This window comes from Herbaspirillum sp. NPDC087042 (assembly GCF_044745245.1).
Lineage (GTDB): Bacteria > Pseudomonadota > Gammaproteobacteria > Burkholderiales > Burkholderiaceae_D > Herbaspirillum.
Genome location: NZ_JBIUZW010000020.1, coordinates 76,559 through 103,313 on the forward strand (window position 1 = coordinate 76,559; position 26,755 = coordinate 103,313).

The following is a 26,755-nucleotide window of genomic DNA, read 5'->3' on the forward strand; positions in this document are numbered from 1 at the left end:
CACGAAGGTCTGCACGGCCTCGCAGGCCCGCTCGCGGGGAGTGTTTTCCAGTTCGGAGATGATGCGGCTGCCGATCACTTCGGCCACCGCATTGCGGATGTCGGCCGGGGCGCTCTTGGGGGACAGGCTGGCGCGGTCTTCCCACGCCTGATCGATGATTTGCTGAATGGACTGTGTCATGTTGATATCTATGAACGGTTGGGTGAAAGGGTAAATGGTCTGGCTTGCGACCGGCTTCAGGCCTGGCCTGCCAGTTTCTTGGTGAAGGCGACGATGCGTTGCGCCGCCTCCAGGCATTCTTCGACTTCGGCCACCAGGGCCATGCGGATGCGGCCGGCGCCCGGATTGACACCATGCGCCTCGCGCGCCAGGTAGCTGCCCGGCAGCACCGTGACATTATATTCGGCGTAGAGGCGACGGGCGAATTCGGTGTCGCTGATCCCGACCAGCTTGTCGACCTTGGCCCAGAGGTAGAAGGCGGCGTCAGGCAGGGCCACGTCCAGCACTTCCTGCAGCACCGGGGTGACCTGCGAGAACTTGGTCACATACTTGGCGATGTTGTCCTGGACGTGGGTCTCGTCCTTCCAGGCCTCCACCGACGCCGCCTGGATCACCGGGCTCATGGCGCCACCGTGGTAGGTACGGTAGAGCAGGAATTTCTTCAGGATCGCGGCGTCGCCGGCCACGAAGCCCGAGCGCATGCCCGGTACGTTGGAGCGCTTGGAGAGGCTGGAGAAGGCGATCAGGTTGCGGTAGTCGCGGCCCAGCTTGCGGGCGGCTTCCATGCCGCCCAGTGGCGGATCCTGCTTGAAGTAGATCTCCGAATAGCACTCGTCGGAGGCAATCACGAAGCCGTAGCGGTCCGACAGGGCGAACAGTTCCTTCCAGTCGTCCAGCGTCAGCACGGCGCCGGTGGGATTGCCGGGCGAGCAGACGAACAGCAGTTGCACGCGTTCCCACACTTCCTGCGGCACCTGGCTGAAGTCGGGGGCGAAATTGCGCTTGGGGTCCGAGTTGACGAAGTAGGGCTGGGCGCCGGCCAGGTAGGCCGAGCCTTCATAGATCTGGTAGAACGGATTGGGGCACATCACCAGCGCGCCCGGCTTGCTGGGGTCGATCACGGTTTGCGTGAGCGAGAACAGCGCCTCGCGCGAGCCATTGACCGGCAGGATCTCGCTGGCCGGATCGGGACGCGGGATGCCGTAGCGGTTCTGCAGCCAGTCGGCGATCGCGCCGCGCAGCGCCTCGCTGCCCAGCGTGGCCGGGTAGGAGGCCAGGCCCGACAGGTTGTCGGTCAGCGCCTTCTGGATGAAGGCCGGCGTCGGATGCTTGGGCTCGCCGATGCCCAGGCTGATCGGACGATAGGCGGGATCGGGCGTGATGCCGGCAAAGAGCTTCTTCAGCTTTTCGAAGGGATACGGCTGCAGTTGGTCGAGTAGGGGATTCACGGCGCTGAACAGGAATAATGCTTCGCGGGCCGGCGTGCATGACTGTCATGCGGCTGGCCTTGGCAAAGGGCTGGGAAAGCTTGCGATTATACCGTCATTGCCGCATGCATGGACCGCCATCCTCTTGATGCCATCGCGTGCCGTGCTGTCGCGCCGAAGGCTCGCATTTCACGCCGCTTGTGCAGCCGGAGATAGCTAGCGTGAGTATTCGTGCAAATCGAACAATCGAGGCCAGGTAGGCGGCGTATTCCTTCGATTGTCAGGAAGCTTTCTGACTTAAAGTTGCGTTTCGCCAACTATAAGGGTCGGTATGCGATGCCGGCCTTCCTCCCTCGGAGAACAAGAATGAAAAGTCTCAAGGCCCAGCTCATTTCCGCGCTGGTCGTGATGTGGGTGGGCTTGCTGTTGCTGGCGGCCTGGTCCGCCTACAGTGCCCGTGAAAACATGATTGCCGAACGCAAGGATGGCCTGCGCCGCGTGGTGGAGGCCGCCAATGGCGTGGTCGCCAGCTATGTGGCCGATGTGGCCGCAGGCAAGCTGTCCAAGGAAGACGCCCAGAAGAGCGCCCTGGAGCGCATTGCCGCCATGCGCTACGACGGTGACAACTACCTGTTCGTCTTCGATTCCCGCCCGGTGGTGCTGATGCTGCCCTCCAACAAGGCCATGGTCGGCAAGAACGTGGCCGATCGAAAGGACTCCGAGGGCAAGGCCTACTATGCGGAGATGGTGAAGGTGGGCAAGCAGGACCAGAAGGGCTACGTGCAATACATGGGACGCCTGCCAGGCACCGATGACAGCAATCGCACACCCAAGATGAGCTATGTCGTCCATAACGAAACCTGGGACTGGTTCATCGTCACCGGCGTGTTCCTGAGCGACGTGCAGGCGCAGTTCGAGGCCAACCTGTTCAAGCTGCTGGGCATCCTGCTGGTGGTGGGTGTGGTGGTGTCGGCGATGATGCTGGCCATCATCCGCCGCATCACCGGCAGCCTGGGCGGTGAGCCGGCCTATGCGGTCGATATCGCCACGCGCATCGCCGCCGGCGACCTCACCGTGCAGGTGCAGACCCGCGCTGGCGACACGCGCAGCCTGCTCTTCGAGATGGCGACCATGCGCGAGCGTCTGGCTGGTGTCATCAAGGGCATCCGCCAGGGTACCGACGCCATCGACATCGGCGCCCGCGAGATCGCTGCCGGCAACCTGGACCTGTCCTCGCGCACCGAGGAGCAGGCCGGCTCCCTGGCCACGACCGCCTCCAACATGGATGGCCTGACCGCCACCGTCAAGCAGAATGCCGACAATGCCCGCCAGGCCGGCCAACTGGCCCATAGCGCCTCCGAGATCGCCAGCCGGGGCGGTGACGTGGTGGGGCAGGTGGTCCAGACCATGGAAGGCATCACCGAGAGCTCGCGCAAGATCGCCGACATCATCGGCGTGATCGATGGCATCGCCTTCCAGACCAACATCCTGGCCCTGAATGCCGCCGTCGAAGCGGCCCGTGCCGGTGAGCAGGGTCGTGGCTTTGCCGTGGTGGCCTCGGAAGTACGCTCGCTGGCCCAGCGCAGCGCCCAGGCGGCCAAGGAGATCAAGGCCCTGATCGAGGATTCGGTGCAACGCGTGGGTAGCGGCTCGGAGCAGGTGGCGCGTGCCGGCCAGACCATGGGTGAGGTGGTCACGGCCGTGCGTCGGCTGACCGACATCGTGGGTGAGATCTCCTCAGCGTCTGAAGAACAGCGCAATGGTATCGAGCAGGTCAACCTGGCCATCGGCGAGATGGATCAGGTCACCCAGCAGAATGCCGCGCTGGTGGAGGAGGCCGCCGCCGCAGCGGGTTCGCTGGAAGAGCAGGCGCGTCGCCTCAAGGCTGCCGTGGCGACGTTCCGCGTGGAGGGTGAGGAGGCATCGGCGCCCTTGGCCTCCCGGCCAGTGGCCGCGCCGGTCAAGCCGGCCGCCAAGCCGCTGGTCAAGCCGGCGATCAAGGCCGCGCCGTTGCCGGCTCCCGCCCGTGCGGCCAGTCCGCCCCCTGCCTTCAAGGCCAGCGCCCCAGGCGACGACGGCGATTGGGAGACCTTCTGAGTCGTACCGCTGCGACCGGCTAGCCGGATCTGCCAACGCTGCGTCGAGCCCCTCGCCGCAGCGTTTTTTCTTGACCGCCGCCTAGCGCCGGGAAGGGCGTCGCGACGCCCTTTTTGGCCTTGCCGAGGCCGTGCGATGTTATGATACCGGCCTTTCCGGAAGCAAATTTCCCGCTTTCCTTCAATTGTTTTAATTTGTCGATAACGTGCGCCTAACTTCCATCAAATTATCTGGATTCAAGTCCTTCGTCGAGCCTACGCATTTCCAGGTTCCGGGGCAGCTGGTAGGCGTGGTCGGACCCAACGGCTGCGGCAAATCCAATATCATCGACGCCGTGCGCTGGGTGCTGGGCGAGTCCAAGGCGTCCGAGTTGCGCGGCGAGTCGATGCAGGACGTCATCTTCAACGGCTCCACCCACCGCAAGCCGGCCGGGCGCGCCTCGGTCGAACTGGTGTTCGACAACTCCGCCGGCAAGGCGGCCGGCCAATGGGGCCAATATGCCGAAATCGCCGTCAAGCGCACCCTGACCCGCGACGGTACCTCGTCCTACTACATCAACAACCAGTCCGTACGCCGGCGTGACATCCAGGACATCTTCCTGGGTACCGGCCTAGGCCCGCGCGCCTACGCCATCATCGGCCAGGGCATGATCTCGCGCATCATCGAGGCGCGCCCTGAAGAACTGCGGATCTTCCTGGAAGAAGCCGCTGGCGTCTCCAAGTACAAGGAACGCCGCCGCGAGACCGAGAACCGCCTGCACGACACCACCGAGAACCTGACCCGCCTGGAAGACATCCTGCGCGAGCTCAATGCCAACCTCGAAAAGCTGGAAGCGCAAGCCGCCGTGGCCAAGAAATTCCACGAGCTGCAAAACGACCAGGAAGAGAAGCAGAAGCTGCTGTGGCTGCTGCGCAAGAACGAGGCCAAGGCCGAGCAGGAGCGCTTCTTCAAGGAAATCGAGCGCGCCCAGATCGACCTGGAAGAACAGACCGCCAAGCTGCGCCACGTCGAGACCGAGCTGGAGCACATGCGCCAGGCGCACTATGGCGCCGGCGATCGCCTGCACCAGGCGCAGGGCCACCTGTACCAGACCAATTCCGAGATCGGCAGCCTGGAAGCGCAGATCAAGTTCGTCATCGAATCGCGCAACCGCCTGCAGGCGCAATTGAACTCCCTGGGCGCGCAGCGCGACCAGTGGCAGCGCCAGGGTACCCAGCAGCAGGAAGAACTGGCCGAAGCCGAGATCCAGCTGGAAGAATTCGGCATGCGCGTGGAGCAGTCCCAGCACGCCGTGCAAGACACCAGCGATCGCCTGCCGTCGCTGGAATCGGCCTGGCGTGAATCGCAGGTCAAGACCACCGAGTCGCGCGGCAAGATCATGCAGGTGCAGCAGCAGATCGAGCTGCAGTCGACGCACCAACGCAATGCCTCCAACATCCTCTCGGGCCTGGCCGCACGCCGCGAGCGCCTGATGCAGGAAAAGAATGGCATGGCCATGCCCGATGACGTGCATCTGTCCAACCTGCGCCTGCAGCTGGAAGAAAAGCAGGCCTCGCTGGAAGAGGCCAGCATGTACCTCGAAGAGGCGCAGGAGCAATTGCCGCGCCTGGAAGAAGAGCGCCGCACGGCCCAGGAACTGGTCAGCAAGGAAACCTCCGCCAACGCCCAGCTGGACGCCCGTCTGACGGCCCTGAAACAGTTGCAGGAAAGCGTGCAGGCCCAGGGCAAGGTGCAACCCTGGCTGGAAAAGCACGGCCTGGCCGAGCTGCCGCGCCTGTGGCAGAAGCTGCATATCGAGTCCGGCTGGGAAACCGCCCTGGAAGCGGTGCTGCGCGAACGCATGTCGGCCCTGGAACTGTCCAACCTGGATTGGGCCAAGGCCTTCTTCAGCGATGCGCCGCCGGCCAAGCTGGCCCTGTACGCGCCCAACGCCGGCGTGGCGGCAGCCTCGGTTCCGCCGCCGGCCGGCCTCAAGCCCTTCGTCAACCTGCTGCAACTCAATGACCCGGGCCTGCGCGCCCTGATGAACGACTGGCTCGACGGCATCTTCATCGCCGATGACACCGCCACCGCCTTTGCCGAGCGTTCCACCCTGCCGCTGGGCGGCCTGTTCGTGACCCGCCAGGGCCATGTGGTGAGCAATTCCAGCGTGCGTTTCTATGCCTCCGATTCGGAGCAGGATGGCATGCTGGCGCGCCAGCAGGAAATCGAGAACATCACCAAGCAGCAACGCGCCCAATCGATGCTGGCCGAGGAAGCCAAGGGCCGCGCCGTGCGCGCCGAGGCAGCCCTGTCGGGGGCTTCGCAACGCCTGCAGGAGCTGCGCCAGCGCGTCAATTCGCTGACCCAGTCGGCGCACAGCCTGCAGATCGAGGTGATGAAGCTGGGCGAGGTGCAGGAGCGCTTCAACCAGCGCAGCACCCAGATCGCCACCGACCTGGAAGAAATCGGCATGCAGGAAGCCGAGCAGCAGCAGGTGCAGGCCGAGTCCGAGGCCCGCTTCGAGGAGCTCGACATCGAACTGGCCGAGCTGCAGGAGCAGCACGAAAATGGCCAGACCGATTATCTGAACAAGGAACAGCAGCTCAACGACGCCCGCACCCGTTTGCGCGAGCTGGAGCGTGCGGCCCAGGAAACCGAATTCGCCGAGAAGTCGCATCGCAACAAGATCGAGGAATTGAAGCGTGGCATCGCCACCGCCCTGGAACAGGCGGCACAGCTGTTTGCCAGCATGCAGCAGGGCAGCCTGGAACTGGAAAGCCTGGATGACCAGGCCGCCCAGGCCGGCCTGCAGGAGCTGCTGGATCGCCGCAGCGAGCAGGAACGCGCGCTGGCCGATGCCCGTCACGAACTGGACCAGCTGTCCCAGCAATTGCGCTCGCACGAAGAAAGCCGCATGCAGGCCGAACGCAGCCTGCAGCCGCAGCGCGACCGCATCACCGAACTGCAGCTGAAGGAACAGGCCGCCCGCCTGAACCAGGAGCAGTTCTCCGAAGCGCTGGCGCAGACCAATGCCGATGAAGCCGCGCTGTCGGAAAAGCTCACCAGCGACATGCGTCCGTCCTACCTGCAAGGCGAAGTGACCCGCCTGACCAACGCCATCGCGGCGCTGGGTGCGGTCAACCTGGCGGCCCTGGACGAGCTGGCCACGGCCTCCGAGCGCAAGCATTTCCTGGACGCCCAGCACGCCGACCTGAACGAAGCCATCACCACCCTGCAGGATGCGATCCACAAGATCGACATGGAAACCCGCGACCTGCTGCAAGACACCTTCGACAAGGTCAATCACCACTTCTCGGAGCTGTTCCCGGTGCTCTTCGGCGGCGGCCAGGCCAAGCTCATCATGACCGGCGACGAGATCCTGGATTCCGGCGTGCAGGTCATGGCGCAGCCGCCAGGCAAGAAGAACGCCACCATCCACCTGCTCTCCGGTGGCGAAAAGGCGCTCACGGCGACGGCCCTGGTGTTCTCCATGTTCCAGCTGAACCCGGCGCCGTTCTGCTTGCTCGACGAGGTCGATGCGCCGCTGGACGATGCCAACACCGAACGCTTCGCCAACATGGTCAAGCGCATGTCGGAATACACCCAGTTCCTGTTCATCTCCCACAACAAGATCGCCATGGAAATGGCGCAGCAGCTGATCGGGGTGACCATGCAGGAGCAGGGCGTGTCACGTATCGTGGCGGTGGACATGGAATCGGCCGCCAACTTCTCCAGCGCCGAGCAGGCTGCCTGATGCCTTTAAGCGCTTGTGCAACGGGCTTTGTCGGCTTGACAAGCAGGGCGGCGTGACCGTACCCTGAAAACCTTGCCGCCGAGCCCGGCGCAGGCGCTTGCGCCAGCCGGAAACGGTGTTGACGGCCCCCACGGGCCTTGAAAAAATTACAATATCTTGACCGCGAACTTGCCGCAGCTTGTCCTTTCGATGTCGCCGAGCCTGGTCTCGGGCACCTGCGCCCCTGCCGGCGCCGGTGTGAAGGACCACGGCCACGACGGCCTGCGCGGTCGGGGCATTCTTGGATTGATAGGATTCGGATTCCCTCGATGAGCAGCATTACCCAGCCGACCATGCCACGCGGCGCCGTTGATGGCGCTATCCAGCCAGCCAGAATGAAGGGACGCGCAGCATGATGGATCTCCAGACCAGCCTGATCATCATCGGTGGCGTATTCGTCGCCGGTGTCATTTCCTACAACAAGTGGCAGGAGCACAAGGCGCGCAAGACCGTGGAGCGCGCCTTTTCCTCGTCCCACGATGACGTGCTGATGTCGCCCGACGAGCAGCCGTCGGCCGAACCGGTCTATGCACCGGCCCCTGCCGCCGAACGTAGTACCGCCGGGACAGCGCCGGCTGCGGCGCCCAGCGAACGTGCCGAACCCTCCCTCTACGATGCCCCCGAGCGCAAGCCGGTGTCTGCGCCCGTGAAGGCCTACATGGACCAGGCCCAGTTCGAGCCGCGTGAACCCTTCCTGGGTGAGGCGCCGACGACCGAGTCGACCCGCCCGGCCGACGAGGCTGTCCTGGAGGAAGCCTTGGCGCAGGCGCCGCAATCGACGGTGGCCCAGGTCATCGCCGGTGCCGAGGAGCAGGTCGAGGCCGTGCCGGCCTTCACCCCGCCGCCGGAAATGCAGGCCCGCCTGGCGCCCCGGCGCGAGCTGCCGGTGGACGAGCTGATTGACTGCAACATCCCCATCGCCCTGGATAATCCGCTGCGCGGCGACAAGCTGCTGCCGCTGTTGCAGAACCTGCGCCATGTGGGCAACAAGCCCGTGCATTTCATCGGTCGCACCGTCGAAGGCGACTGGGAAGCCGTCAACCATGGTGGCGTCTATTCGGCCTTGCTGGCCGGTGCGCAGTTGGCCAACCGCAGCAATGCCTTGAACGAGATCGAGTATTCGGACCTGGTCATGCGCCTGCGCGACCTCGCCGATGCACTCTCGGGCGAACCGGAGCTGCCGGACATGCCTGACGTGATCCGTACCGCCCAGGCCCTGCACCAGTTCATCTCCGACCATGATGCACAACTGTCGGTGAATGTGCGCTCCCAGGGCGCGCCCTGGAGCCTGGCGACGCTGCTGGCTGCCTTGACCCGTCAGGGCTTCGACCGCCGTACCGAGGCCCACCTGGTGATGCAGGATGGCGAGGGCGAGGTGCTGTTCGCGCTCTCCACCAATGCCACCCCGACCGATGAGACCACCGACCGCCTGACCCTGCTGCTGGACGTGCCCCGCGTGGCGCCTTCCCGCGATGGCTATGGCGCGCTGGTAGCCTGCGCTCGTTCGCTGTCGCAGCGTCTGGGCGGCGTGATCGTCGATGACAGCGACCAGCCCCTGTCCGATGAGGCCCTGGCCGATATCGCCGAACAGGTTTCGGCCTTCTACAGCGCCATGGAATCGGCCGAGATTGCCGCCGGCTCCACCCGTGCCTTGCGCCTGTTCAGCTAAGGCGCCGTTTTTTCTTCACCACGATGCAAGCAGATTTGTTTTCCGCCGGACGGCCCCCGCAAGGGGCGCCGGACTGGCTGGTGCGCGCCTACGAGCTGCGCGCCGAATTGAACCGTCACAACCACAGCTACTACGTGCTGGATCAACCCAGCATCCCGGACGCCGAATACGACCGGCTGTTCCAGGAGTTGCAGGCGCTGGAAGGCGCCCATCCCGAGCTGCTGACCGCCGATTCGCCGACCCAGCGCGTGGGTGCGGGGCCGCTGCCGCAGTTCGAGCCGGTGCGCCACGATATTCCCATGCTCTCGCTGGGCAACGGCTTTTCCGATGAAGACATCGAAGCCTTCGACAAGCGCGTCAGCGATGGCCTGGAAACGCTGCAGCAAGTGCGCTACGCCACCGAACTGAAGTTCGATGGCCTGGCCATCAGCCTGCGCTACGAAAACGGCGTCCTGGTCCAGGCCGCCACCCGGGGCGACGGCACCACCGGCGAGAACGTCACCGCCAACATCCGCACCGTGCGCGCCATCCCGCTGCGCCTGCATGGCGAGAACCTGCCGCAGGTGATCGATGTGCGTGGTGAGGTGCTGATGTACAAGGAGGATTTCGCCCGCCTGAACCAGCGCCAGCGCGATGCCGGCCAGAAGGAATTCGCCAATCCCCGCAATGCCGCTGCCGGCAGCCTGCGCCAGCTCGATTCGCGCATCACGGCCCAGCGCACGCTGCGCTTCTTTGCCTACGGCATCGGCGTGCTGGAAGGGGCCGAGATGCCGGCTTCGCATTCGGCACTGCTGGACTGGTACCAGCAACTGGGCTTGCCAGTGTGCAAGGAGCGCGCCGTGGTCACCGGCGCGGCCGGGCTGCTGGAATTCTTCAATGGCATCGGCGCCAAGCGCGAGAGCCTGCCCTATGAGATCGATGGCGTGGTCTACAAGGTCGATAGACTGGACCAGCAGAAACACCTGGGCTTTGTCTCGCGCGCACCGCGTTTCGCGCTGGCCCACAAATTCCCGGCCCAGGAAGCTCTGACCGTGGTGCTGGACATCGAGGTCCAGGTCGGCCGTACCGGCGCCATCACGCCGGTGGCGCGCCTCAATCCGGTCTTCGTCGGTGGCGTGACCGTGACCAATGCCACGCTGCATAACGAGGACGAAGTCAGGCGCAAGGATATCCAGATCGGCGACACCGTCATCGTGCGCCGCGCCGGTGACGTGATCCCCGAAGTGGTGGCCTATGTGCCCGAAAAGCGCCCGGCCGATGCGCGTGCCTTCGTCATGCCCGAGGCCTGCCCGGTCTGCGGCTCGCCCATCGTGCGTGCCGAGGACGAGGCGGTGGCGCGCTGTTCCGGCGGCTGGCTGAAGTGTTCGGCCCAGCGCAAGGGCGGTCTGCAGCATTTTGCCTCGCGCCGCGCCATGGATATCGAAGGCCTGGGTGAACAACTGGTCGAACAACTGGTCGACAGGCAGGTGGTCAACACGCCCGCCGATCTGTACCGCCTGGGCCTGTCGGCCCTGGCCGAGCTGGACCGCATGGCCGAGAAGTCGGCACAGAATGTGCTTGATGCCCTGGAGAAGTCCAAGGGCACCACGCTGGCGCGCTTCATCTATGCGCTGGGCATCCGCCACGTCGGCGAGGCCACGGCCAAGGAGCTGGCGCGGCATTTCGGCGGCATCGACAAGGTGCTGGAGGCCAGCGAGGAGCAATTGCTGGAAGTGGCCGATGTCGGGCCGGTGGTGGCCAGTTCGATCCGCGCCTTCTTCAGCGATCCGGTCAATGTGGAGCTGGTCGAGCAACTGCGCGCAGTCGGCGTACACTGGCCGGAAAGCGAAGGCGTCGAGGCCGGTGCCAAGCACCTGGCCGGCAAGACCTTCGTGCTGACCGGGACCTTGCCGAACCTCTCGCGTGACGAAGCCTCGCACCTGATCGAAGCCGCTGGCGGCAAGGTGTCGGGCTCGGTCTCCAAGAAGACCAGCTACGTGGTGGCAGGTGCCGAGGCCGGCAGCAAGCTGGCCAAGGCCGAGGAACTGGGCATTGCCATCCTGGACGAGGATGGCCTCAAGGCGCTGTGCGCGGGCTAGTCCCGCTGCAGGATTGATGATGTTTGTGGCAGAAGACGTGTTTTTTTGCCTGATGGCATCGGTTGCCCTCAGGTTGCCAGGCTGGCCTGGCTTAAGATTCGATAAGTTTCAATAAGCTTCATTTTCCCTCGGAGTCATGATGATCAAGAAGATCAAGAAAGCCGTATTTCCCGTCGCCGGTCTCGGTAGCCGCTTCCTGCCGGCCACCAAGGCCCAGCCCAAGGAAATGCTGCCCATCGTCGATAAGCCGCTGATCCATTACGCGGTCGAAGAAGCGGTGGCAGCCGGCATTACCGAAATGGTGTTCATTACCGGCCGCAACAAGCGCGCCATCGAAGACCACTTCGACAAGGCCTACGAGCTGGAAAGCGAACTGGAAGCGGCCGGCAAGAAGAAGCTGCTGGAAATCGTCCAGAACGTGGTGCCCAAGAACGTCAACTGCATCTTCATCCGTCAATCGGTGCCGCTGGGCCTGGGCCACGCCGTGCTGTGCGCGCGTCCGGTGGTGGGCGAGGAGCCCTTCGCCGTGCTGCTGGCCGACGACTTCATGGATACCGATCCGGGCGTCAAGCCGGTGCTGGCACAGATGACCGATATCTATGAACGTGAAGGCATGAGCATGCTGGCCGTGCAGGAAGTGCCGCAAAGCGATACCAAGCAATACGGTATCGTCAGCGCCACGCCGTACCAGCCCAACCTGGAACGCGTCAACGCCATCGTCGAAAAGCCGGCGCCGGAAGAAGCGCCGTCCACGCTGGCCGTGGTGGGCCGCTATGTGCTCAACAATCGCATCTTCGACTACCTGCAGAACATTCCCCGTGGCGCCGGTGGCGAGATCCAGCTCACCGACGGCATCGCCAAGCTGATGCAGGCCGAGTCCGTGCTGGCCTATCGCTACCAGGGTCAGCGCTATGACTGCGGTTCCAAGCTTGGCTACCTCAAGGCCATGGTTGCCATGGGCATGAAGCACCCCGAAACCGGTCCGGCCTTCAGCGACTTCCTCAAGGAAGTGGCGGGCAAGCAGGGCTGATCGCAGCGCTGCCTGCGGTATCGCCCTGGGCGAGCAGTTTATATCGACGCCCGGTTCATCCGGGCGTTTTCATTGGAGAGGACAAGATGGCCATACGCGAGATTCTCAAGATGGGTGACCCGCGCCTGCTGCGCCAGGCCCAGCCGGTGACAGGTTTCGGTACGCCCGAACTGGCGCTGCTGGTGGACGACATGTTCCAGACCATGCGCGCCGTCAATGGCGCCGGTCTGGCCGCGCCGCAGATCGGCGTGGACCTGCAGCTGGTGATCTTCGGTTTCGGGCAGAATCCGCGCTATCCGGACGCCCCGGCGGTGCCGGAGACGGTGCTGATCAATCCGGTGCTCACACCGCTGTCGGAGGAAGAGGAGGAGGGCTGGGAGGGTTGCCTGTCGGTGCCCGGCATGCGCGGCGTGGTACCGCGCTGGAGCCGCTTGCGCTATCAGGGGATGGACCAGAACGGCAAACCCATCGACCGCACCGTGGATGGCTTCCATGCCCGCGTGGTGCAGCACGAATGCGATCACCTGCAGGGCATCCTTTACCCGATGCGCATCCGCGATTTCCGGCAGTTCGGTTTTACCGAGGTCTTGTTCCCCGATCTGGATCCCAATCAGGACGACTGACAGGACGGAGAACCCTCCCGGTGGCATGCACCGGGAGGGGGACGATCAGCTGCCTTCCTGGACGCGCTGGGCGATGTGCGCCAGCGCTTCTTCCACCTGGTCGATCAGGATCAGGCACAGGTCGCCGTGCTGCAGCGAGGCCAGGGCGGTATCGATGGCCAGGAACTCGCCATTGATCTCCTTCACCTCGCTGGTGCGGCTGGCCTTTTCCAGGCCCTGGCGCAGCAGCGCAATCACTTCGCCATCCTCGCGGCCGCGCTGGCACTGGTCCTGGTACAGCACCACTTCATCGAAGGCGTCGCCGAGCAGCTCGGTCTGGCGCGTGATGTCGACATCACGACGGTCGCCCGCACCGCTGATGACCACCGAGCGGCGCTTGGCGGGCATGCTGTCCACGGCCTTGATCAGGGCCTGGATGGCGTCGGGGTTGTGGCCGTAGTCGGCGATCAGGGTGGCACCCTTGTAGTCGAACAGGTTGAAGCGTCCCGGTGCGGTGCCGCTGTCGCTGATGAAGCTGGCCAGTGCACCGGTGACCTGTTCCCAGTCCAGGCCCAGGGCCCAGGCAGCGCCCACCGACGCCATCACGTTCTCGACCTGGAAGCCGATGGCGCCACTGCGAGTCAGCGGGATGCCGGCCAGGCTCAGGCGCTTCTCGAACGTGCCTTGCGCCGCCACGATGGCATCGCCATCGCGGTAGACGATGCGATGGCCCTGCGCGCGGTGCGTGGCCATGATGGGGTGGGTCGGGTCCAGCGCGAAGAAGGTCACCGAGCCGGGGCAGGAGGAAGCCATCTTGGCGACCATGGGGTCGGCGGCATTGAGGACGGCGGTGCCGGTCGGCGCCACGTTCTCGACGATGACGCGCTTGACCACGGCCAGGTCTTCCACGGTGCTGATGTAGGACAGGCCCAGGTGGTCGCCCATGCCGATGTTGGTGACCACGGCCACGGCGCAACGGTCGAAGCCCAGGCCTTCACGCAGCACGCCGCCACGGGCGGTTTCCAGCACAGCGGCGTCGACATCCGGATGGAACAGCACGTTACGCGCGCTGCGCGGGCCGCTGCAGTCGCCGGTATCGGTGCGCTGGCCGTCGATATAGACGCCATCGGTATTGGTCATGCCCACGCGCAGGCCGGTCTTGGCCAGCAGGTGGGTGATCAGGCGCACAGTGGTGGTCTTGCCGTTGGTGCCGGCCACCGCTACCACGGGGATGCGGCCATCGTCGCCATCCTCGTACATGGTCGAGACGATGGCTTCGCCCACATCGCGCGCCTTGCCGTAGGACGGCGAGAGGTGCATGCGCAGGCCGGGTGCGGCATTGACTTCGACGATGCCGCCACCTTGTTCTTCCATGGACTTGTGGACCGAGTTGCAGACCACGTCCACGCCGCAGATGTCCAGGCCCACCATCTGGGCCGCAGCGATGGCACGTGCGGCCACGTCCGGGTGGACGTCGTCGGTGACGTCGGTGGCGGTACCACCGGTGGACAGGTTGGCATTGTTGCGCAGGACCACGCGCACGCCCTGGGCGGGAATGGCCGAGGGATCCAGGTTCTGGGCGCTCAGTACCGACAGGGCGATGTCGTCCAGGCGGATCTTGGTCAGCGAGGTCGCATGGCCGTCGCCGCGCAGCGGATCGGCGTTGACCTGGTCGATCAACTGGCCGATGGTGTGCACGCCATCACCGATGACTTGCGGCGGATCGCGGCGGGCGGCGGCCACCAGGGTCTTGCCGATGACCAGCAGACGGAAGTCGTGGCCGGGCAGGTAGCGCTCGACGATGACTTCATCGCTGATCAGGGCGGCGTTGTTGAAGGCGCGGGTGATCTGTTCCGGGGTGCTGACGTTGACGGCCACACCCTTGCCCTGGTTGCCGTCGAGCGGCTTGATGACCACGGCCGAACCGATTTCCTCGGCGGCCTTGAGCGCATCTTCCACGGTCTCGACCACGCGGCCGTTGGGCACCGGCACGCCGGCGGCGTGCAGCAGCATCTTGGTGAGGTCCTTGTCCTGGGCGATCGACTCGGCGATGGCGCTGGTGTTGCTGGTCTCGGCGGCCTGGATGCGTTTCTGGCGGCTGCCCCAGCCGAATTGCACCATGCTGCCCTGGGTCAGGCGGCGGAAGGGAATGCCGCGCTTGACGGCCGCATGGACGATGGAACCGGTGGAGGGGCCCAGGCGCACGTCTTCGTCCAGCTCGCGGATGCGCGCCAGCGCTGCGGTCAGGTCGAAGGGGGTGTCGGCCTGTGCGGCCAGGCACAGCTCTAGCGCCAGGTCGAAGGCCAGACGGCCGACTTCCTCTTCGCTGTATTCCACCACGACCTGGTAGATGCCGGTATCGACGGTGGAGACGGTGCGGCTGAAGGTGACCGGGCAGCCGGCCTGCGATTGCAGGGCCAGGGCGGCGGCGGCCAGCGCGTGCGCCATCGAGACGACCTGCTTGCCGCCATCGGGTTCGAGGAAGCCGATCTGCGGGAAGCGGGCGCGCAGGCGCACCTCGAAACCGGGCATGTCATCGACCACCCGTTCTGCCTCGGGGCAGGAAACGATGGCTTCGATGGCAGTGTGTCTGCTCCAGAGATTGGGGCCGCGCAGGGCGCGAATGCGGGATACGTCCATGGACAAGTTTTCCTGAGTGTCTCTTGATCTTGAATCTGTTTGCGTTGCCTGGTGCGTGGCTGCCGGATCAGGCGGCCTGGCTCTTGAACTTCAGGCCCTGCTGCTCGGCCTGTTCGGTCCCGAAGAGTTCGATGCCGGCGCGGATCACCTCCGGCGAGATGCCCAGGGCCCAGGCCGCACCCACGGCGGCCAGTACGTTCTCGACCTGGTAGGCGACGGCACCGTTCTCGGTCAGGGGGATGGCATCCACGGAGCTGACCTTCAGCTGGCGTTCGCCATCGGCCTGGATCAGGTCGCCATCGCGCAGGAACACGGCACGACCGCCTTCCTTGAGATGACCGGTCAGCAGCGCCGAGCCCGGGTCGGTACCGAAGAAGATGACTTCGCCATCGCACAGCTGGGCCATGTCGGCCACCAGCGGGTCGTCGGCATTGAGCACGGCCGCGCCTTCGGGCAGCACCACGTCGACCTGGGTGCGCTTGACCTTGGTGGCGATCTGCTCGGCGTTCTCGATGTAGTACTCGGGCAGGCTGTCGTTGGGGTCGATGTTGGCGACCACGCCGACCAGGCAGCGGTCATAGGCCAGGCCTTCGGAGAGGATGGAGGCGCTGCCGTTCTCGAACACGGCGGCTTCCACGGCGCGGTTGAGCAGCACGCGGTGGGCGGCGTCCCAGTTGGCGCGATTGCCTTGCTCGATCTGGCGTTCGCCGAAATACAGGCCTTCGCCGCAGGCCAGGCCGACATGCTTGCCGGAGAGGTGGATGATGCGGGCCACCAGGCGTGCGATGGTGGTCTTGCCATGGGTGCCGGTGACGCCGACGACCGGGATGCGGCCGCTTTCTTCCGGGCCGAACAGGTTGTCGACGATGGCTTCACCGACCGGACGGGGCTTGCCGTCGGAGGGCTTCAGGTGCATCAGCAGGCCCGGGCCGGCATTGACTTCGACGATGGCGCCACCCTGGTCGGCCAGCGGGCGCGAGATATCCTCGGCCACGATGTCCACGCCGGCGATGTCCAGGCCGACGATGCGCGCGGCCAGCGAGGCGGCTGCCGCCACGCTGGGGTGCACCAGGTCGGTGATGTCGGAGGAGACATTGCCATTGCGCAGCAGCAGGATGCGGCGGCCGGCTGCCGGCACCGACTCGGTGGTCAGGTTCTGGCGTTGCAGTTCGAGGGCGGCGGCCGGTTCGCGGTCCAGCAGCACCGGGTCCAGCAGGTGTTCTTCCAGCAGGCCGCGGCGCGGATCGCGGTTCAGTTCGTCCAGCAGGTCCTGGACGCTGGACTTGCCGTCGCCGACGATGAAGATGGGTTCGCCACGGGCGGCTGCGGCCAGCTTGCCGCCGACGATCAGCAGGCGGTGTTCCAGGCCGCGCACGAAGCGCTCGACCAGCACGCCGCTGCCTTCTTCCAGGGCGACCTTGTAGGCGGTTTCGATTTCTTCCTGGGTGTTGAGGTCGATGAACACGCCCCGGCCATGGTTGGCATCACAGGGCTTGACCACTACCGGCAGGCCGATGTCCTGGGCGGCTTCCCAGGCATCCCCGGGGCTTTCCACCAGACGGCCTTCGGGGACCGGCACACCACAGGTTTCCAGCAGCGACTTGGTCAGGTCCTTGTCGCGCGAGATGCCTTCGGCGATGGCGCTGGTCTGGTCGGACTCGGCCGTCCAGATGCGGCGCGACTTGCAGCCGTGGCCCAGTTGCACCAGGTTGCCCTCGGAGAGGCGGATGGTGGGGATGCGGCGCTCATCGGCGGCATCGACGATGCAGGCGGTGCTGGGGCCCAGGCACAGGCGGTCGACCATGCGGCGCAGCTTGGCCAGGGTGGCGTCGAGGTCGTAGGGACGGTTCTCGATGGCGGCCATGACCAGGTCACGGGCGGCATGCAGCGCCGCGCGGGTGACCGTCTCGTGACGGGCGCGCACCACCACCTTGTAGACACCACGCACATTGGTTTCGCGTGCCTTGCCGAAGCCGCCGGGCAGGCCGGCCAGGTTCTGCAGCTCCAGCGTCACGTGTTCCAGGATGTGGCCGGGCCAGGTGCCTTCTTCCAGGCGACGCACGAAACCGCCGCGCACTTCATAGCTGCAGCGGTGCTCGATCAGGGTCGGCAGCCAGGTGGTCAGGCGCTCGGTGAAGCCGGGAATGGTATTGGAGGGAAAATCTTCCAGTTCGCCGATGTCGATCCACACTTCCAGGGCGGAACGGTAGGTCCAGATGTTAGGACCCTTCAAGGGCAGGAAACGGAGGAATTCGATGTTTTTCATGTGAGGTGGTGTGCCGCGTGTTGTACCGAATGAATATCCAGGGTGCCAGACCGCTTGTTGTCGGTTCTCAGTATTGTCGCCAGGGTGATGCTGTCGCGGCCACCGGGCCGGTCAGCGCCCTGTCAGAATAGCGCATGGTTCACTAACGCGCAGGAAGGCGTTTGGTTTACTGGAACTGACTGATAGTGATGATCGGCAATCAGAAAATTGCCAAAGGGAAATCAATTGCCATGCCCCGCTTCGAAAATCGGATCGATGCTGCTGCTGAAGGAGGCGGAGTTCATTGGAATTGTTATAAGAGAGGATGGATGTGAACGATATTGTCGCAGACTGTTTCATCCTCGTGGCGGCTAAAGCGCAAAAAACGCATGGGCCAGCCCGCCGGAGCGCGTCCGGCTGGGTGTTGCTTTTCGCAAAGGACGGGAAAGTGCCGACTCCCTGCGCGTCAGGTACACCGTTTGGGCAACTCCGGCGTTATCGGGAGACGCAGCCGCTGCGCTATAATCGCGCGCTGCCCGCCACGGCAAACAGGTCCGTCGAGACCTGATCATCCATCACAAAATAGCCACTCCGCTCACATCGGGCTCAACCTTGCCGTTACATGACTACTGACTCAATTGCTTCCGCGACCGCCAGCCTGCCCGAGCGCTGGCGCACGGAAATCGCCGCCCGCCTGGCCGCCAATGAAACCGTGGTGGCCTGGCTGGAGCTGGATCTCGACGCCCAACTGCATTTCAAGCGCTCGCTGGTGGTGGCAACCGACCGGCGCTTGCTCAGCCATACCCCCGATGGACATGTCTGGCAGGAGTGGGCCTATCGTGCCGACCTGCAGCTCAAGCATCACGACCATGCCGGGGTGGGCAGCCTGGAACTGTGCGATGGCGCCGGTCGCCTGGGTGCCTGGCGCTATACGCTGGCCCAGAATCCGCAGGCGCTGCGCCTGATCAAGCTGTTCGACCAGCAGCGCGACCTGCTGGCCTCGGGCGTGCAGGCCGAGGAAGAGGGCGATGTCTGCCCGAACTGCAAGGCGGTGCTGCCGGAAGGCCAGGAAACCTGTGCCATCTGCCCCGAAACCAAGGAGGCGCCGCCGTCGACCTGGGCGCTGTTCCGCCTGTCGCGCTTTGCCAAGCCCTACAAGGGCTCGCTGCTGCTGGGCTTCCTGCTGACGCTGGCGTCCACCGCCGCCACGCTGGTGCCGCCCTACATGACCATGCCGCTGATGGACAATGTGCTGATCCCGTTCCAGAACGGCACGCCCATCGACGTCCATCTGGCCACGCTCTACCTGTCGGGCCTGCTGGGCGCGGCGCTGCTGGCCTGGGGCCTGGGCTGGGCGCGGACCTACATCCTGGCGCTGGTATCCGAGCGCATCGGTGCCGACCTGCGCACCACCACCTATTCGCACCTGTTGCGGCTGTCGCAGGAGTACTTCGGCGGCAAGCGTACCGGCGACCTGATGGCGCGTATCGGTTCCGAGACTGACCGCATCTGCGTGTTCCTGTCGCTGCACCTGCTGGATTTCGCCATCGATGTGCTGATGATCATCATGACGGCGGCCATCCTGATCTCCATCAATCCCTGGCTGGCGCTGGTGACCCTGTTGCCGCTGCCGTTCATCGCCTGGATGATCCATGTGGTGCGCGACCGCCTGCGCCATGGTTTCGAGAAGATCGACCGTATCTGGTCGGAAGTGACCAACGTGCTGGCCGATACCATCCCGGGCATCCGCGTGGTCAAAGCCTTCGCCCAGGAAAAGCGTGAAGTGGCGCGCTTCCGCGAGGCCAATCGTCATAACCTGGTGGTCAATGACCGGGTCAACAAGATCTGGTCGCTGTTTACGCCGACGGTCACCTTCCTGACCGAAGTGGGGCTGCTGGTGGTGTGGGTGTTCGGTATCTGGCAAGTCTCCAGCAACCAGATCACGGTCGGTGTGCTGACTGCCTTCCTGGCCTATATCAGCCGTTTCTACACCCGCCTGGATTCGATGAGCCGCATTGTCTCGGTGACGCAGAAGGCCGCCGCTGGCGCCAAGCGCATCTTCGACATCCTGGACCACGTTTCCAGCGTGCCCGAGCCGGCCAATCCGGTCCACCTGGAGAAAGTGGAGGGCGCCATCGAGGTGCGCAACATCGGCTTCCGCTATGGCAACCGCGCGGTGATCCGCAACATGAGCCTGTCCATCGCGCCGGGCGAGATGATCGGCCTGGTCGGTCACAGCGGTTCGGGCAAGTCGACCATGGTCAACCTGATCTGCCGCTTCTATGACGTCTCCGAAGGGGCGATCCGCATCGATGGCGTGGATATCCGCTCGATGCCGATTTCCGAATATCGCCGCAACATCGGCCTGGTGCTGCAGGAACCCTTCCTGTTCTTCGGCACGATTGCCGAGAACATCGCCTACGGCAAGCCTGAGGCCACCCGCGAGGAAATCATCGCCGCCGCCCGTGCTGCCCACGCCCATGAGTTCATCCTGCGCCTGCCGCAGGGCTACGACTCGCTGGTCGGCGAGCGCGGCCAGGCGCTTTCAGGCGGCGAGCGCCAGCGCATCTCGATTGCGCGCGCACTGCTGATCGATCCGCGCATCCTGATCATGGATGAGGCCACGTCGTCGGTCGATACCACTACCGAGAAGGAAATCCAGAAGGCGCTGGATAACCTGGTCCAGGGTCGTACCACGATTGCCATCGCCCACCGCCTGTCCACGCTGCGCAAGGCCGACCGGTTGGTGGTGCTGGATCGCGGTCAGGTGGTCGAGGTTGGCAATCACGAGGAATTGATGGCCCGCGAAGGGCATTACTACAAGCTCTACCAGGCACAGGCGCGCCATCCCGATGGCGAGGCCGAGGTGTCGGTGAGCGAAGAAGAGAAGGGCGAATGAGGCCATGACGACACCCACCACTGCCCAGCCGTCCTTCGGCCTGCAACGCAACAGCTTCGGCCGCCTGGTGCTGGTCGATGCTGAAGGCGTGACGCACGAGAACGTGATCCCGGTGCGGGCCTTTCCGATCACCTCGCCCGATCATGGCCTGTCGCTGGTGAGCAGCGACGGCCACGAACTGGCCTGGATCGATACCCTGGAACAGGTCGATGCCAACACGCGCCGCATGATCGAGGAGGAGCTGGCCAGCCGCGAGTTCATGCCCGAGATCCAGCACATCGTCGGTGTCTCGACCTTTGCCACGCCCAGCGACTGGACGGTGCAGACCACGCGCGGCACCACCACCTTCACCCTGAAGGGTGAGGAAGATATCCGTCGCCTGGCCGCGCCCGCGCTGCTTATCGCCGACAGTCATGGCATCCAGTTCCTGATCCGTGACCAGAGGGCGCTGGACAAGCATAGCCGCAAGATCCTGGATCGCTTCCTCTGATCCTGCACCGTCGAAGCTAGCCATGAAGAACAACGGCCCTGATGTATCAGGGCCGTTGCTTTTTGAAGTGATGGCTCAGAACTTCTCGTCCGGCCGCAGGTAGCGCCATTGCCCCACCGGCAGTTCGCCCAGCTTGATGCCGCCGATGCGCACGCGCTTCAAGCCGATCACCTTCAGGCCGACCATGTCGCACATGCGGCGGATCTGGCGCTTCTTTCCTTCACGCAGCGTGAAACTCAACTGGTCCTCGTTCTGCCATCTCACCTTGGCCGGGCGCAGTGGCTTGCCATCCATGATGAGGCCGTGGTTCAGGCGCTTGAGGTCGGCTTCGGGCAGCTTGCCGGGGCGGGTGTACTGCACCCGGACCAGGTATTCCTTGTCGACCGCCGAATCCTCGCCGATCAATTGCTTGGCGATGCGGCCATCCTGGGTCAGCACCAGCAGGCCCACCGAGTCGATGTCGAGCCGACCGGCCGGTACCAGGCTCTTCAGTTGGCGCGGGTGGAAGCGCATCTCGGTCTGGTCTTCGACCCAGCGCGATTGCTCGGTGACCAGCACCATGGCCGGCTTGTAGCCATCTTCGGCCTGGCCGCTGACATAGCCCATGGGCTTGTTGATCAGGATGGTCACGCGCTGGGCCTGCTCGGCGCTGGCCTGGCGTTCCACGGTGACCTTCTGGTGCGGCAGCACCTTGCTGCCCAGCACGGAGACCACCGCGCCATCGACGCGCACCCAGCCTTTCTCTATCCATTCGTCGGCTTCGCGGCGCGAGCACAGGCCGAGTTCGGACATGCGTTTGGAAAGTCGTACGGGTTCAGTCATGGGGATTGCCTTGCGAAAAACAGGGAGCCGGCCAGCGGCGAGGGTGAGATTGTACGGCCAGCGGGGCTGCCGCGCCAGACCGGCGGCGGCCCCGCTGGGGCGCGGGTCAGATGCGCAGGGTCTTCAGGAGATCGGTTTCCAGCAGGATCTGGTTGCGTGGCTGGGACAGGCCGGGACCATCGATGAGGAAGACGTCTTCCACCCGCTCGCCCAGGGTCATCACCTTGGCGGTATGCAGGTTGATCTTGTACTTGGCCAGCACGTTGGAGATCGAATACAGCAGCCCGGCGCGGTCATTGGCCGAGACCGACAGCAGGTAGTACTGGCCGCGCTCGTCGGGGCGCAGGTCCACCGACGGGTTGACCGGGAAGGTGCGCGACAGCCGCGACAGGCGGGCCTTGGAGGGCGCCGGCAGGGGGGCGTCGGATTGCAGCAGGGCGCCCAGTTCGTGCTCGATCAGGTTGATGATGTCGCGGTAGTTCTTGGCAAACACCGGGGCATTGATGAGGAAGGCATCCAGTGCGTAGTTGTTGCGGGTGGTGTGGATCTTGGCGTCGAAGATGCTGAAGCTCTTCTCGTCGAAATAGCTGCAGATGCGCGCGAACAGGTCAGGGCGGTCGGGCGTGTAGACCGCCACCTGCACGCCTTCGCCGATCGGCGCCAGGCGGCAGCGCACCAGTGGCACGCCGGTATCTACCTTGTCGTAGAAGCAACGTGTCTGCCAGGCGATGTCGGAGGCATCGTGGCGCAGGAAGTAGGCCACGTCGAGCTGCTTCCAGAACTGCTCGTGGGCGTCGGCCGGCAAGCCGTACAGGCGCAGGGTCTTGATGGCTTCCTGCTGGGTGTTCTTGAGTTCGCGGTCGGCCGAGGGTTCTTCGCCGCCCAGCACGCGCAGGGTCATGCGGTAGAGGTCTTCCAGCAGCTTGCCCTTCCAGGCGTTCCAGACCTTGGGGCTGGTGCCGCGGATATCGGCCACGGTCAGCAGGTAGAGCGCGGTCAGGTGGCGTTCGTCCTTGACCAGCTGGGCGAAGGCGGTGATGACATCCGGGTCGGACATGTCCTGCTTCTGTGCCACATGCGACATGGCCAGGTGCTGCTCCACCAGGAAGACGACCAGTTCGGTATTCTCGGCCGAAATGCCATGCTGCTCGCAGAAGGCACGCGCGTCGGCCATACCCAGCTTGGAGTGGTCGCCGCCACGGCCCTTGGCGATGTCGTGGAACAGCGCCGCTACATACAGCACCCAGGGCTGGGCGAAGTTGGCGATCAACTGGCTGCAGAACGGGTATTCGTGGGCGTGCTCGCTCATGGTGAAGCGGCGCACGTTGCGTACCACCATCAGGATGTGCTGGTCCACCGTGTAGACGTGGAACAGGTCATGCTGCATCTGTCCGACGATATGGCGGAAGTTGGGCAGGTAGCGCCCCAGCACGCTGGTGGCGTTCATCCCGCGCAGCGCGTGGGTGATGCCGCGCTTGCTCTGCAGGATCTGCATGAATAGGCGGTGGTTCTCCGGGTTGTTGCGGAAGGCATTGTCGATCTTGAAGCGGGCATGCCACAGCGCGCGCATGGTACGCGCCGACATGTCCTTCAATTCGGCATGCTCGGAGAGCACCAGGAAGACTTCCAGCATGGCCGAGGGGCTGTCCTCGAACACCTTGTCATGGGCGATATCGACGAAGCCGTTGACCTCGTTGAAACGCTCGTTGATCTGGCGCGGCACGGCCTGCTGCGGGAACAGGTGGGCTTCGATGTTCTGCAGCAGGATGGTGTTCAACTGGGTCACCGCCTTGGCGGCCCAGTAGTAGCGCTGCATCAGGTATTCGCTGGCGCGCCGGGTGTCGGTGGTCTTGAAGCCGAAGGTCTCGGCGATCTGCGTCTGGATGTCGAACACCAGCCGGTCTTCGCGGCGATCGGTGAGGATGTGCAGGCGGATGCGGATATCCTTGAAAGCACGCTCCTTCTGGCGCAGCTGGCGTGCCTCGGTGGAGGTCAGCATGCCGTGCTCGGCCAGCTTGGACCAGGAGTCCCCCAGGCCGGCTGCCTTGGCCACCCACAGGATCACCTGCAAGTCGCGCAGTCCGCCGGGGCTTTCCTTGCAGTTCGGTTCCAGGCTGTAGGGTGTGTCTTCGTACTTGACGTGGCGCTGGCGCATCTCCAGCGTCTTGGCCTGGAAGAAGGCCAGCGGGTCCAGCGCAGCCTGGTAGCGCTCCTGCAGCTGCTTGAACAGGGCGCGGTTGCCGGTCACCAGGCGTGCTTCCAGGAGGCTGGTCTGCACCGTGATGTCGGCGGCCGATTCATCCAGGCATTCGTCGATGGTGCGGATGCTGTGGCCGATTTCCAGGCCGATATCCCAGAACAGCTGGACCAGGGATTCCAGCTTTTCCTTCTTGGCGGCGTCCGGCGACTGGTCCAGCAGGATGAGTACATCCACGTCCGAATGCGGGAACAGCTCGCCCCGGCCATAGCCCCCCACGGCCACCAGCGCGGCATTGCCGGACATACCCAGTTCTTCCCAGGCTTGCGTCAATGCTTCATCGACATTGCGGCGCAGTTGCGCCAGCAACTGCTCGGTCTTGTGATTGGACTGGAAGACCTCGATGGCTTGCAGGCGGGCGGCCTTGAGCTGCTTCTTGAGCGTGATGGCGAGAGTGGGCATCGGCGTGGACGTGGATCAGTGAAAGCGAGGCGGCGGGGCGGCGCCAGTGATGATGGGAGCCGCATCCCCATGCGGCCCCATGCCCTTAGCAGGTTTCATGCCGGAAACCGTGGTGGAGGACATGGCCTGCAGCACGGTCGGCGCTTGCGGCAATCAGGCCGCTGCCGTGACCTGGTTCTGGATGAAGGCCGGCGGCGCCGGCATGCCCGGCGAGACGGTCAGCACTTCGAAGCCGGTCTCGGTGACCAGGACAGTGTGTTCCCACTGGGCCGAGAGGCTGCGATCCTTGGTCTTGATGGTCCAGCCATCGCCCATTTCGCGGATCTCGCGGCGACCGGCGTTGATCATCGGCTCGACCGTGAAGATCATGCCGGCTTCCAGTTTCTCCAGCGTGCCGGGGCGGCCGTAATGCAGCACCTGCGGTTCTTCGTGGAAGACCTTGCCGATGCCGTGGCCGCAGAATTCGCGCACCACGCTGTAGCCGGCCTTCTCGGCGTGCTGCTGGATGACGTGGCCGATGTCGCCCAGGTGGGCGCCCGGCTTGATCTTGGCGATGCCCAGCCACATGCACTCGTAGGTGATCTCGGCGAGGCGGCGCGCCAGGATGGAGGGCTCGCCCAGGAAGAACATGCGGCTGGTGTCGCCGTGGTAACCGTTCTTGATGATGGTGACGTCGATGTTGAGTGCGTCGCCGTTTTTCATCACCTTGTCGCCCGGGATGCCGTGGCAGATCACGTCGTTGAGCGAGGTGCAGATGGCCTTGGGGTAGGGCGTGTAGCCGGGCGGGCAGTAGTTCAGCGGGGCCGGGATGCTGCCTTGTACGTTGGTCATGTACTCGTGGCAGAGGCGGTCGATCTCGCCGGTGGTCACGCCAGGTTTCACGAAGGGGGTGATGTAGTCCAGCACTTCGGCGGCCAGGCGGCCGGCTACGCGCATGCCTTCGATGTCTTCGGCGGTCTTGATGGTGATGTTGCCCATGATGAATCGCAATTCGCTAGAAAATCGTCAAGACTGGATTATAGACGACAGGGGTGTTTTCTGTTTTGTCATCCCCGGCCATTTGCAGCAGGCCCGACGCGGGTTTGGCCGATATTCGGGCATTGCGAGCAGGGTGTTGACGTGAGGCTTGAACAAAATGACGGTATCCAGTAGAATGTCGGGCTGATCTGAAAGCCTCAGGTCGGTTGCTGGAAAGGATGTGAAGCTTGCTTCATCATTCCCGATGGCAATAAATTGCAAATTTGAAACGCGAATCCGTTCGCAAAAAGGGTGTCCGGCTGCATGAGCCGGATGACCGAGCGGATTCCAGACCTAACCCTGGAGAAATTCATGTCCGTTACTATGCGCGAAATGCTGGAAGCCGGTGTCCACTTCGGTCACCAAACCCGCTTCTGGAACCCCAAGATGGCCCCCTTTATCTTCGGTCATCGCAACAAGATCCACATCGTCAACCTGGAAAAGACCCTGGGCATGTACCAGGAGGCGCAAAAGTACGTGCGTCAACTGTCGTCCAACCGCGGCACCATCCTGTTCGTTGGTACCAAGCGCCAGGCACGTGAGATCCTGTCGGCCGAAGCGCAACGCGCTGGCGTTCCTTATGTTGACCAGCGTTGGCTGGGCGGCATGCTGACCAACTTCAAGACCATCAAGACCTCGATCAAGCGCCTGAAGGACATGGAAGCTTCGATCGAAGACGGTTCCGTCGAGAAGCTGTCGAAGAAGGAAGCCCTGCTGTTCAGCCGTGAACAGGAAAAGCTGCAGAAGGCCATCGGCGGTATCAAGGATATGGGCGGCATTCCTGACGCCATCTTCGTGATCGACGTCGGCTACCACAAGGGCGCCATCACCGAAGCCGCCAAGCTGGGTATCCCGGTCATCGGCGTGGTCGATACCAACCACTCGCCCGAAGGCGTCACCTACGTGATCCCGGGTAACGACGACTCCGCCAAGGCGATCGCACTGTACGCTCGCGGCATGGCTGACGCCGTGCTGGAAGGCCGTGCCAATGCTGTCAACGACGTGGTCGAAGCAGTCAAGGGCGACGAATTCGTCGAGGTCGAGCAGGCTTGATTCTGCTCTTCCGGTAGTACGGTAGTACAAAAAGGGGTGACAGCGGGTAGTGACGCAGTGGCCCCTTTTTTTTGATTCAATTTTCGAATTTCAGGCATGCCGCACTGCGCGGGATGCCTCCAAGTCAGGAGAATAGTATGGCGGCAATTACCGCAGCAATGGTGGGCGATCTGCGCGCGAAGACCGATGCGCCGATGATGGAATGCAAGAAGGCGCTGACCGAAGCCGATGGCGACATGGCCAAGGCCGAAG

15 protein-coding genes and 2 pseudogenes are annotated in these 26,755 nt (G+C 64.2%); 10 read left to right on the forward strand and 7 right to left on the reverse strand.

Annotated elements, in window-relative coordinates; genetic code table 11:
- Positions 1-180: pseudogene (locus ACIPHN_RS22920) on the reverse strand (hypothetical protein); the annotation flags it as partial.
- A gap of 56 nt (positions 181-236) precedes the next feature.
- On the reverse strand, positions 237-1,448 hold the full coding sequence (gene dapC / locus ACIPHN_RS22925; protein WP_400440635.1) for a succinyldiaminopimelate transaminase: 1,212 nt from the start codon (positions 1,446-1,448) through the stop codon (positions 237-239).
- A 345-nt stretch (positions 1,449-1,793) separates the two neighbouring features.
- Between dapC and ACIPHN_RS22930 the strand changes: the two genes are divergently transcribed.
- The 6 genes from ACIPHN_RS22930 to def all read left to right on the forward strand — a co-directional run bounded on the left by ACIPHN_RS22930 (position 1,794) and on the right by def (position 12,699).
- Entirely contained in the window at positions 1,794-3,524 is a 1,731-nt protein-coding gene (locus ACIPHN_RS22930) for a methyl-accepting chemotaxis protein (RefSeq protein WP_400440638.1), read from the forward strand.
- A 205-nt stretch (positions 3,525-3,729) separates the two neighbouring features.
- Positions 3,730-7,260 carry a chromosome segregation protein SMC gene (gene smc / locus ACIPHN_RS22935; protein WP_400440641.1) on the forward strand — a complete coding sequence of 1,177 codons (3,531 nt, stop codon included), beginning with the start codon at positions 3,730-3,732 and terminating at the stop codon, positions 7,258-7,260.
- 391 nt (positions 7,261-7,651) lie between these two features.
- On the forward strand, positions 7,652-8,968 hold the full coding sequence (locus ACIPHN_RS22940) for a cell division protein ZipA C-terminal FtsZ-binding domain-containing protein (protein WP_400440643.1): 1,317 nt from the start codon (positions 7,652-7,654) through the stop codon (positions 8,966-8,968).
- A 23-nt stretch (positions 8,969-8,991) separates the two neighbouring features.
- Positions 8,992-11,046, forward strand: coding sequence for an NAD-dependent DNA ligase LigA (gene ligA, locus ACIPHN_RS22945; protein ID WP_400440646.1), 2,055 nt, complete (start codon positions 8,992-8,994; stop codon positions 11,044-11,046).
- Positions 11,047-11,185: 139 nt separating this feature from the next.
- Positions 11,186-12,076 carry a UTP--glucose-1-phosphate uridylyltransferase GalU gene (gene galU, locus ACIPHN_RS22950; protein WP_400440648.1) on the forward strand — a complete coding sequence of 297 codons (891 nt, stop codon included), beginning with the start codon at positions 11,186-11,188 and terminating at the stop codon, positions 12,074-12,076.
- 86 nt (positions 12,077-12,162) lie between these two features.
- Positions 12,163-12,699 (forward strand): peptide deformylase, encoded by a 537-nt coding sequence (def, locus tag ACIPHN_RS22955; RefSeq protein WP_400440650.1) that lies wholly within the window; start codon positions 12,163-12,165, stop codon positions 12,697-12,699.
- A 45-nt stretch (positions 12,700-12,744) separates the two neighbouring features.
- Here def and cphA (ACIPHN_RS22960) read toward each other — a convergent pair whose 3' ends face one another.
- Both cphA (ACIPHN_RS22960) and cphA (ACIPHN_RS22965) read right to left on the reverse strand, forming a co-directional pair.
- A complete protein-coding gene (cphA, locus tag ACIPHN_RS22960) occupies positions 12,745-15,318 on the reverse strand; it encodes a cyanophycin synthetase (RefSeq protein ID WP_400440653.1) in 2,574 nt (857 codons plus the stop codon).
- 67 nt (positions 15,319-15,385) lie between these two features.
- Positions 15,386-17,584 (reverse strand): cyanophycin synthetase, encoded by a 2,199-nt coding sequence (cphA, locus tag ACIPHN_RS22965; protein WP_400440655.1) that lies wholly within the window; start codon positions 17,582-17,584, stop codon positions 15,386-15,388.
- A 601-nt stretch (positions 17,585-18,185) separates the two neighbouring features.
- On the opposite strand from cphA (ACIPHN_RS22965), the gene ACIPHN_RS22970 reads away from it, so the two are divergent.
- On the forward strand, positions 18,186-20,462 hold the full coding sequence (locus ACIPHN_RS22970) for an ABC transporter ATP-binding protein (protein ID WP_400440658.1): 2,277 nt from the start codon (positions 18,186-18,188) through the stop codon (positions 20,460-20,462).
- A gap of 4 nt (positions 20,463-20,466) precedes the next feature.
- Positions 20,467-20,952 carry a DUF1854 domain-containing protein gene (locus ACIPHN_RS22975; RefSeq protein ID WP_400440661.1) on the forward strand — a complete coding sequence of 162 codons (486 nt, stop codon included), beginning with the start codon at positions 20,467-20,469 and terminating at the stop codon, positions 20,950-20,952.
- A gap of 75 nt (positions 20,953-21,027) precedes the next feature.
- Here ACIPHN_RS22975 and ACIPHN_RS22980 read toward each other — a convergent pair whose 3' ends face one another.
- The 3 genes from ACIPHN_RS22980 to map form a co-directional block, all read right to left on the reverse strand.
- Positions 21,028-21,774 (reverse strand): pseudouridine synthase, encoded by a 747-nt coding sequence (locus ACIPHN_RS22980; protein WP_400440664.1) that lies wholly within the window; start codon positions 21,772-21,774, stop codon positions 21,028-21,030.
- 106 nt (positions 21,775-21,880) lie between these two features.
- Complete coding sequence (locus ACIPHN_RS22985; protein WP_400440667.1) at positions 21,881-24,433, reverse strand: [protein-PII] uridylyltransferase; 2,553 nt, start codon at positions 24,431-24,433, stop codon at positions 21,881-21,883.
- A 153-nt stretch (positions 24,434-24,586) separates the two neighbouring features.
- Complete coding sequence (gene map / locus ACIPHN_RS22990) at positions 24,587-25,411, reverse strand: type I methionyl aminopeptidase (RefSeq protein WP_400440670.1); 825 nt, start codon at positions 25,409-25,411, stop codon at positions 24,587-24,589.
- Between the two features lie 351 nt (positions 25,412-25,762).
- Between map and rpsB the strand changes: the two genes are divergently transcribed.
- Together rpsB and ACIPHN_RS23000 are read left to right on the forward strand one after the other, a co-directional pair.
- A complete protein-coding gene (gene rpsB, locus ACIPHN_RS22995) occupies positions 25,763-26,503 on the forward strand; it encodes a 30S ribosomal protein S2 (RefSeq protein WP_400440673.1) in 741 nt (246 codons plus the stop codon).
- 137 nt (positions 26,504-26,640) lie between these two features.
- Positions 26,641-26,755: pseudogene (locus tag ACIPHN_RS23000) on the forward strand (elongation factor Ts); the annotation flags it as partial.

What these genes read in the sequence shown, in the direction of transcription:
- ACIPHN_RS22930 (WP_400440638.1), top strand. Translation starts at nt 1,794, where the DNA reads ATGAAAAGTCTCAAGGCCCAGCTCATTTCCGCGCTGGTCGTGATGTGG.
- ACIPHN_RS22940 (WP_400440643.1), top strand. Translation starts at nt 7,652, where the DNA reads ATGATGGATCTCCAGACCAGCCTGATCATCATCGGTGGCGTATTCGTC.
- ligA (WP_400440646.1), top strand. Translation starts at nt 8,992, where the DNA reads ATGCAAGCAGATTTGTTTTCCGCCGGACGGCCCCCGCAAGGGGCGCCG.
- galU (WP_400440648.1), top strand. Translation starts at nt 11,186, where the DNA reads ATGATCAAGAAGATCAAGAAAGCCGTATTTCCCGTCGCCGGTCTCGGT.
- def (WP_400440650.1), top strand. Translation starts at nt 12,163, where the DNA reads ATGGCCATACGCGAGATTCTCAAGATGGGTGACCCGCGCCTGCTGCGC.
- cphA (WP_400440653.1), bottom strand. Translation starts at nt 15,318, where the DNA reads ATGGACGTATCCCGCATTCGCGCCCTGCGCGGCCCCAATCTCTGGAGC.
- cphA (WP_400440655.1), bottom strand. Translation starts at nt 17,584, where the DNA reads ATGAAAAACATCGAATTCCTCCGTTTCCTGCCCTTGAAGGGTCCTAAC.
- ACIPHN_RS22970 (WP_400440658.1), top strand. Translation starts at nt 18,186, where the DNA reads ATGACTACTGACTCAATTGCTTCCGCGACCGCCAGCCTGCCCGAGCGC.
- ACIPHN_RS22975 (WP_400440661.1), top strand. Translation starts at nt 20,467, where the DNA reads ATGACGACACCCACCACTGCCCAGCCGTCCTTCGGCCTGCAACGCAAC.
- ACIPHN_RS22980 (WP_400440664.1), bottom strand. Translation starts at nt 21,774, where the DNA reads ATGACTGAACCCGTACGACTTTCCAAACGCATGTCCGAACTCGGCCTG.
- ACIPHN_RS22985 (WP_400440667.1), bottom strand. Translation starts at nt 24,433, where the DNA reads ATGCCCACTCTCGCCATCACGCTCAAGAAGCAGCTCAAGGCCGCCCGC.
- map (WP_400440670.1), bottom strand. Translation starts at nt 25,411, where the DNA reads ATGGGCAACATCACCATCAAGACCGCCGAAGACATCGAAGGCATGCGC.
- rpsB (WP_400440673.1), top strand. Translation starts at nt 25,763, where the DNA reads ATGTCCGTTACTATGCGCGAAATGCTGGAAGCCGGTGTCCACTTCGGT.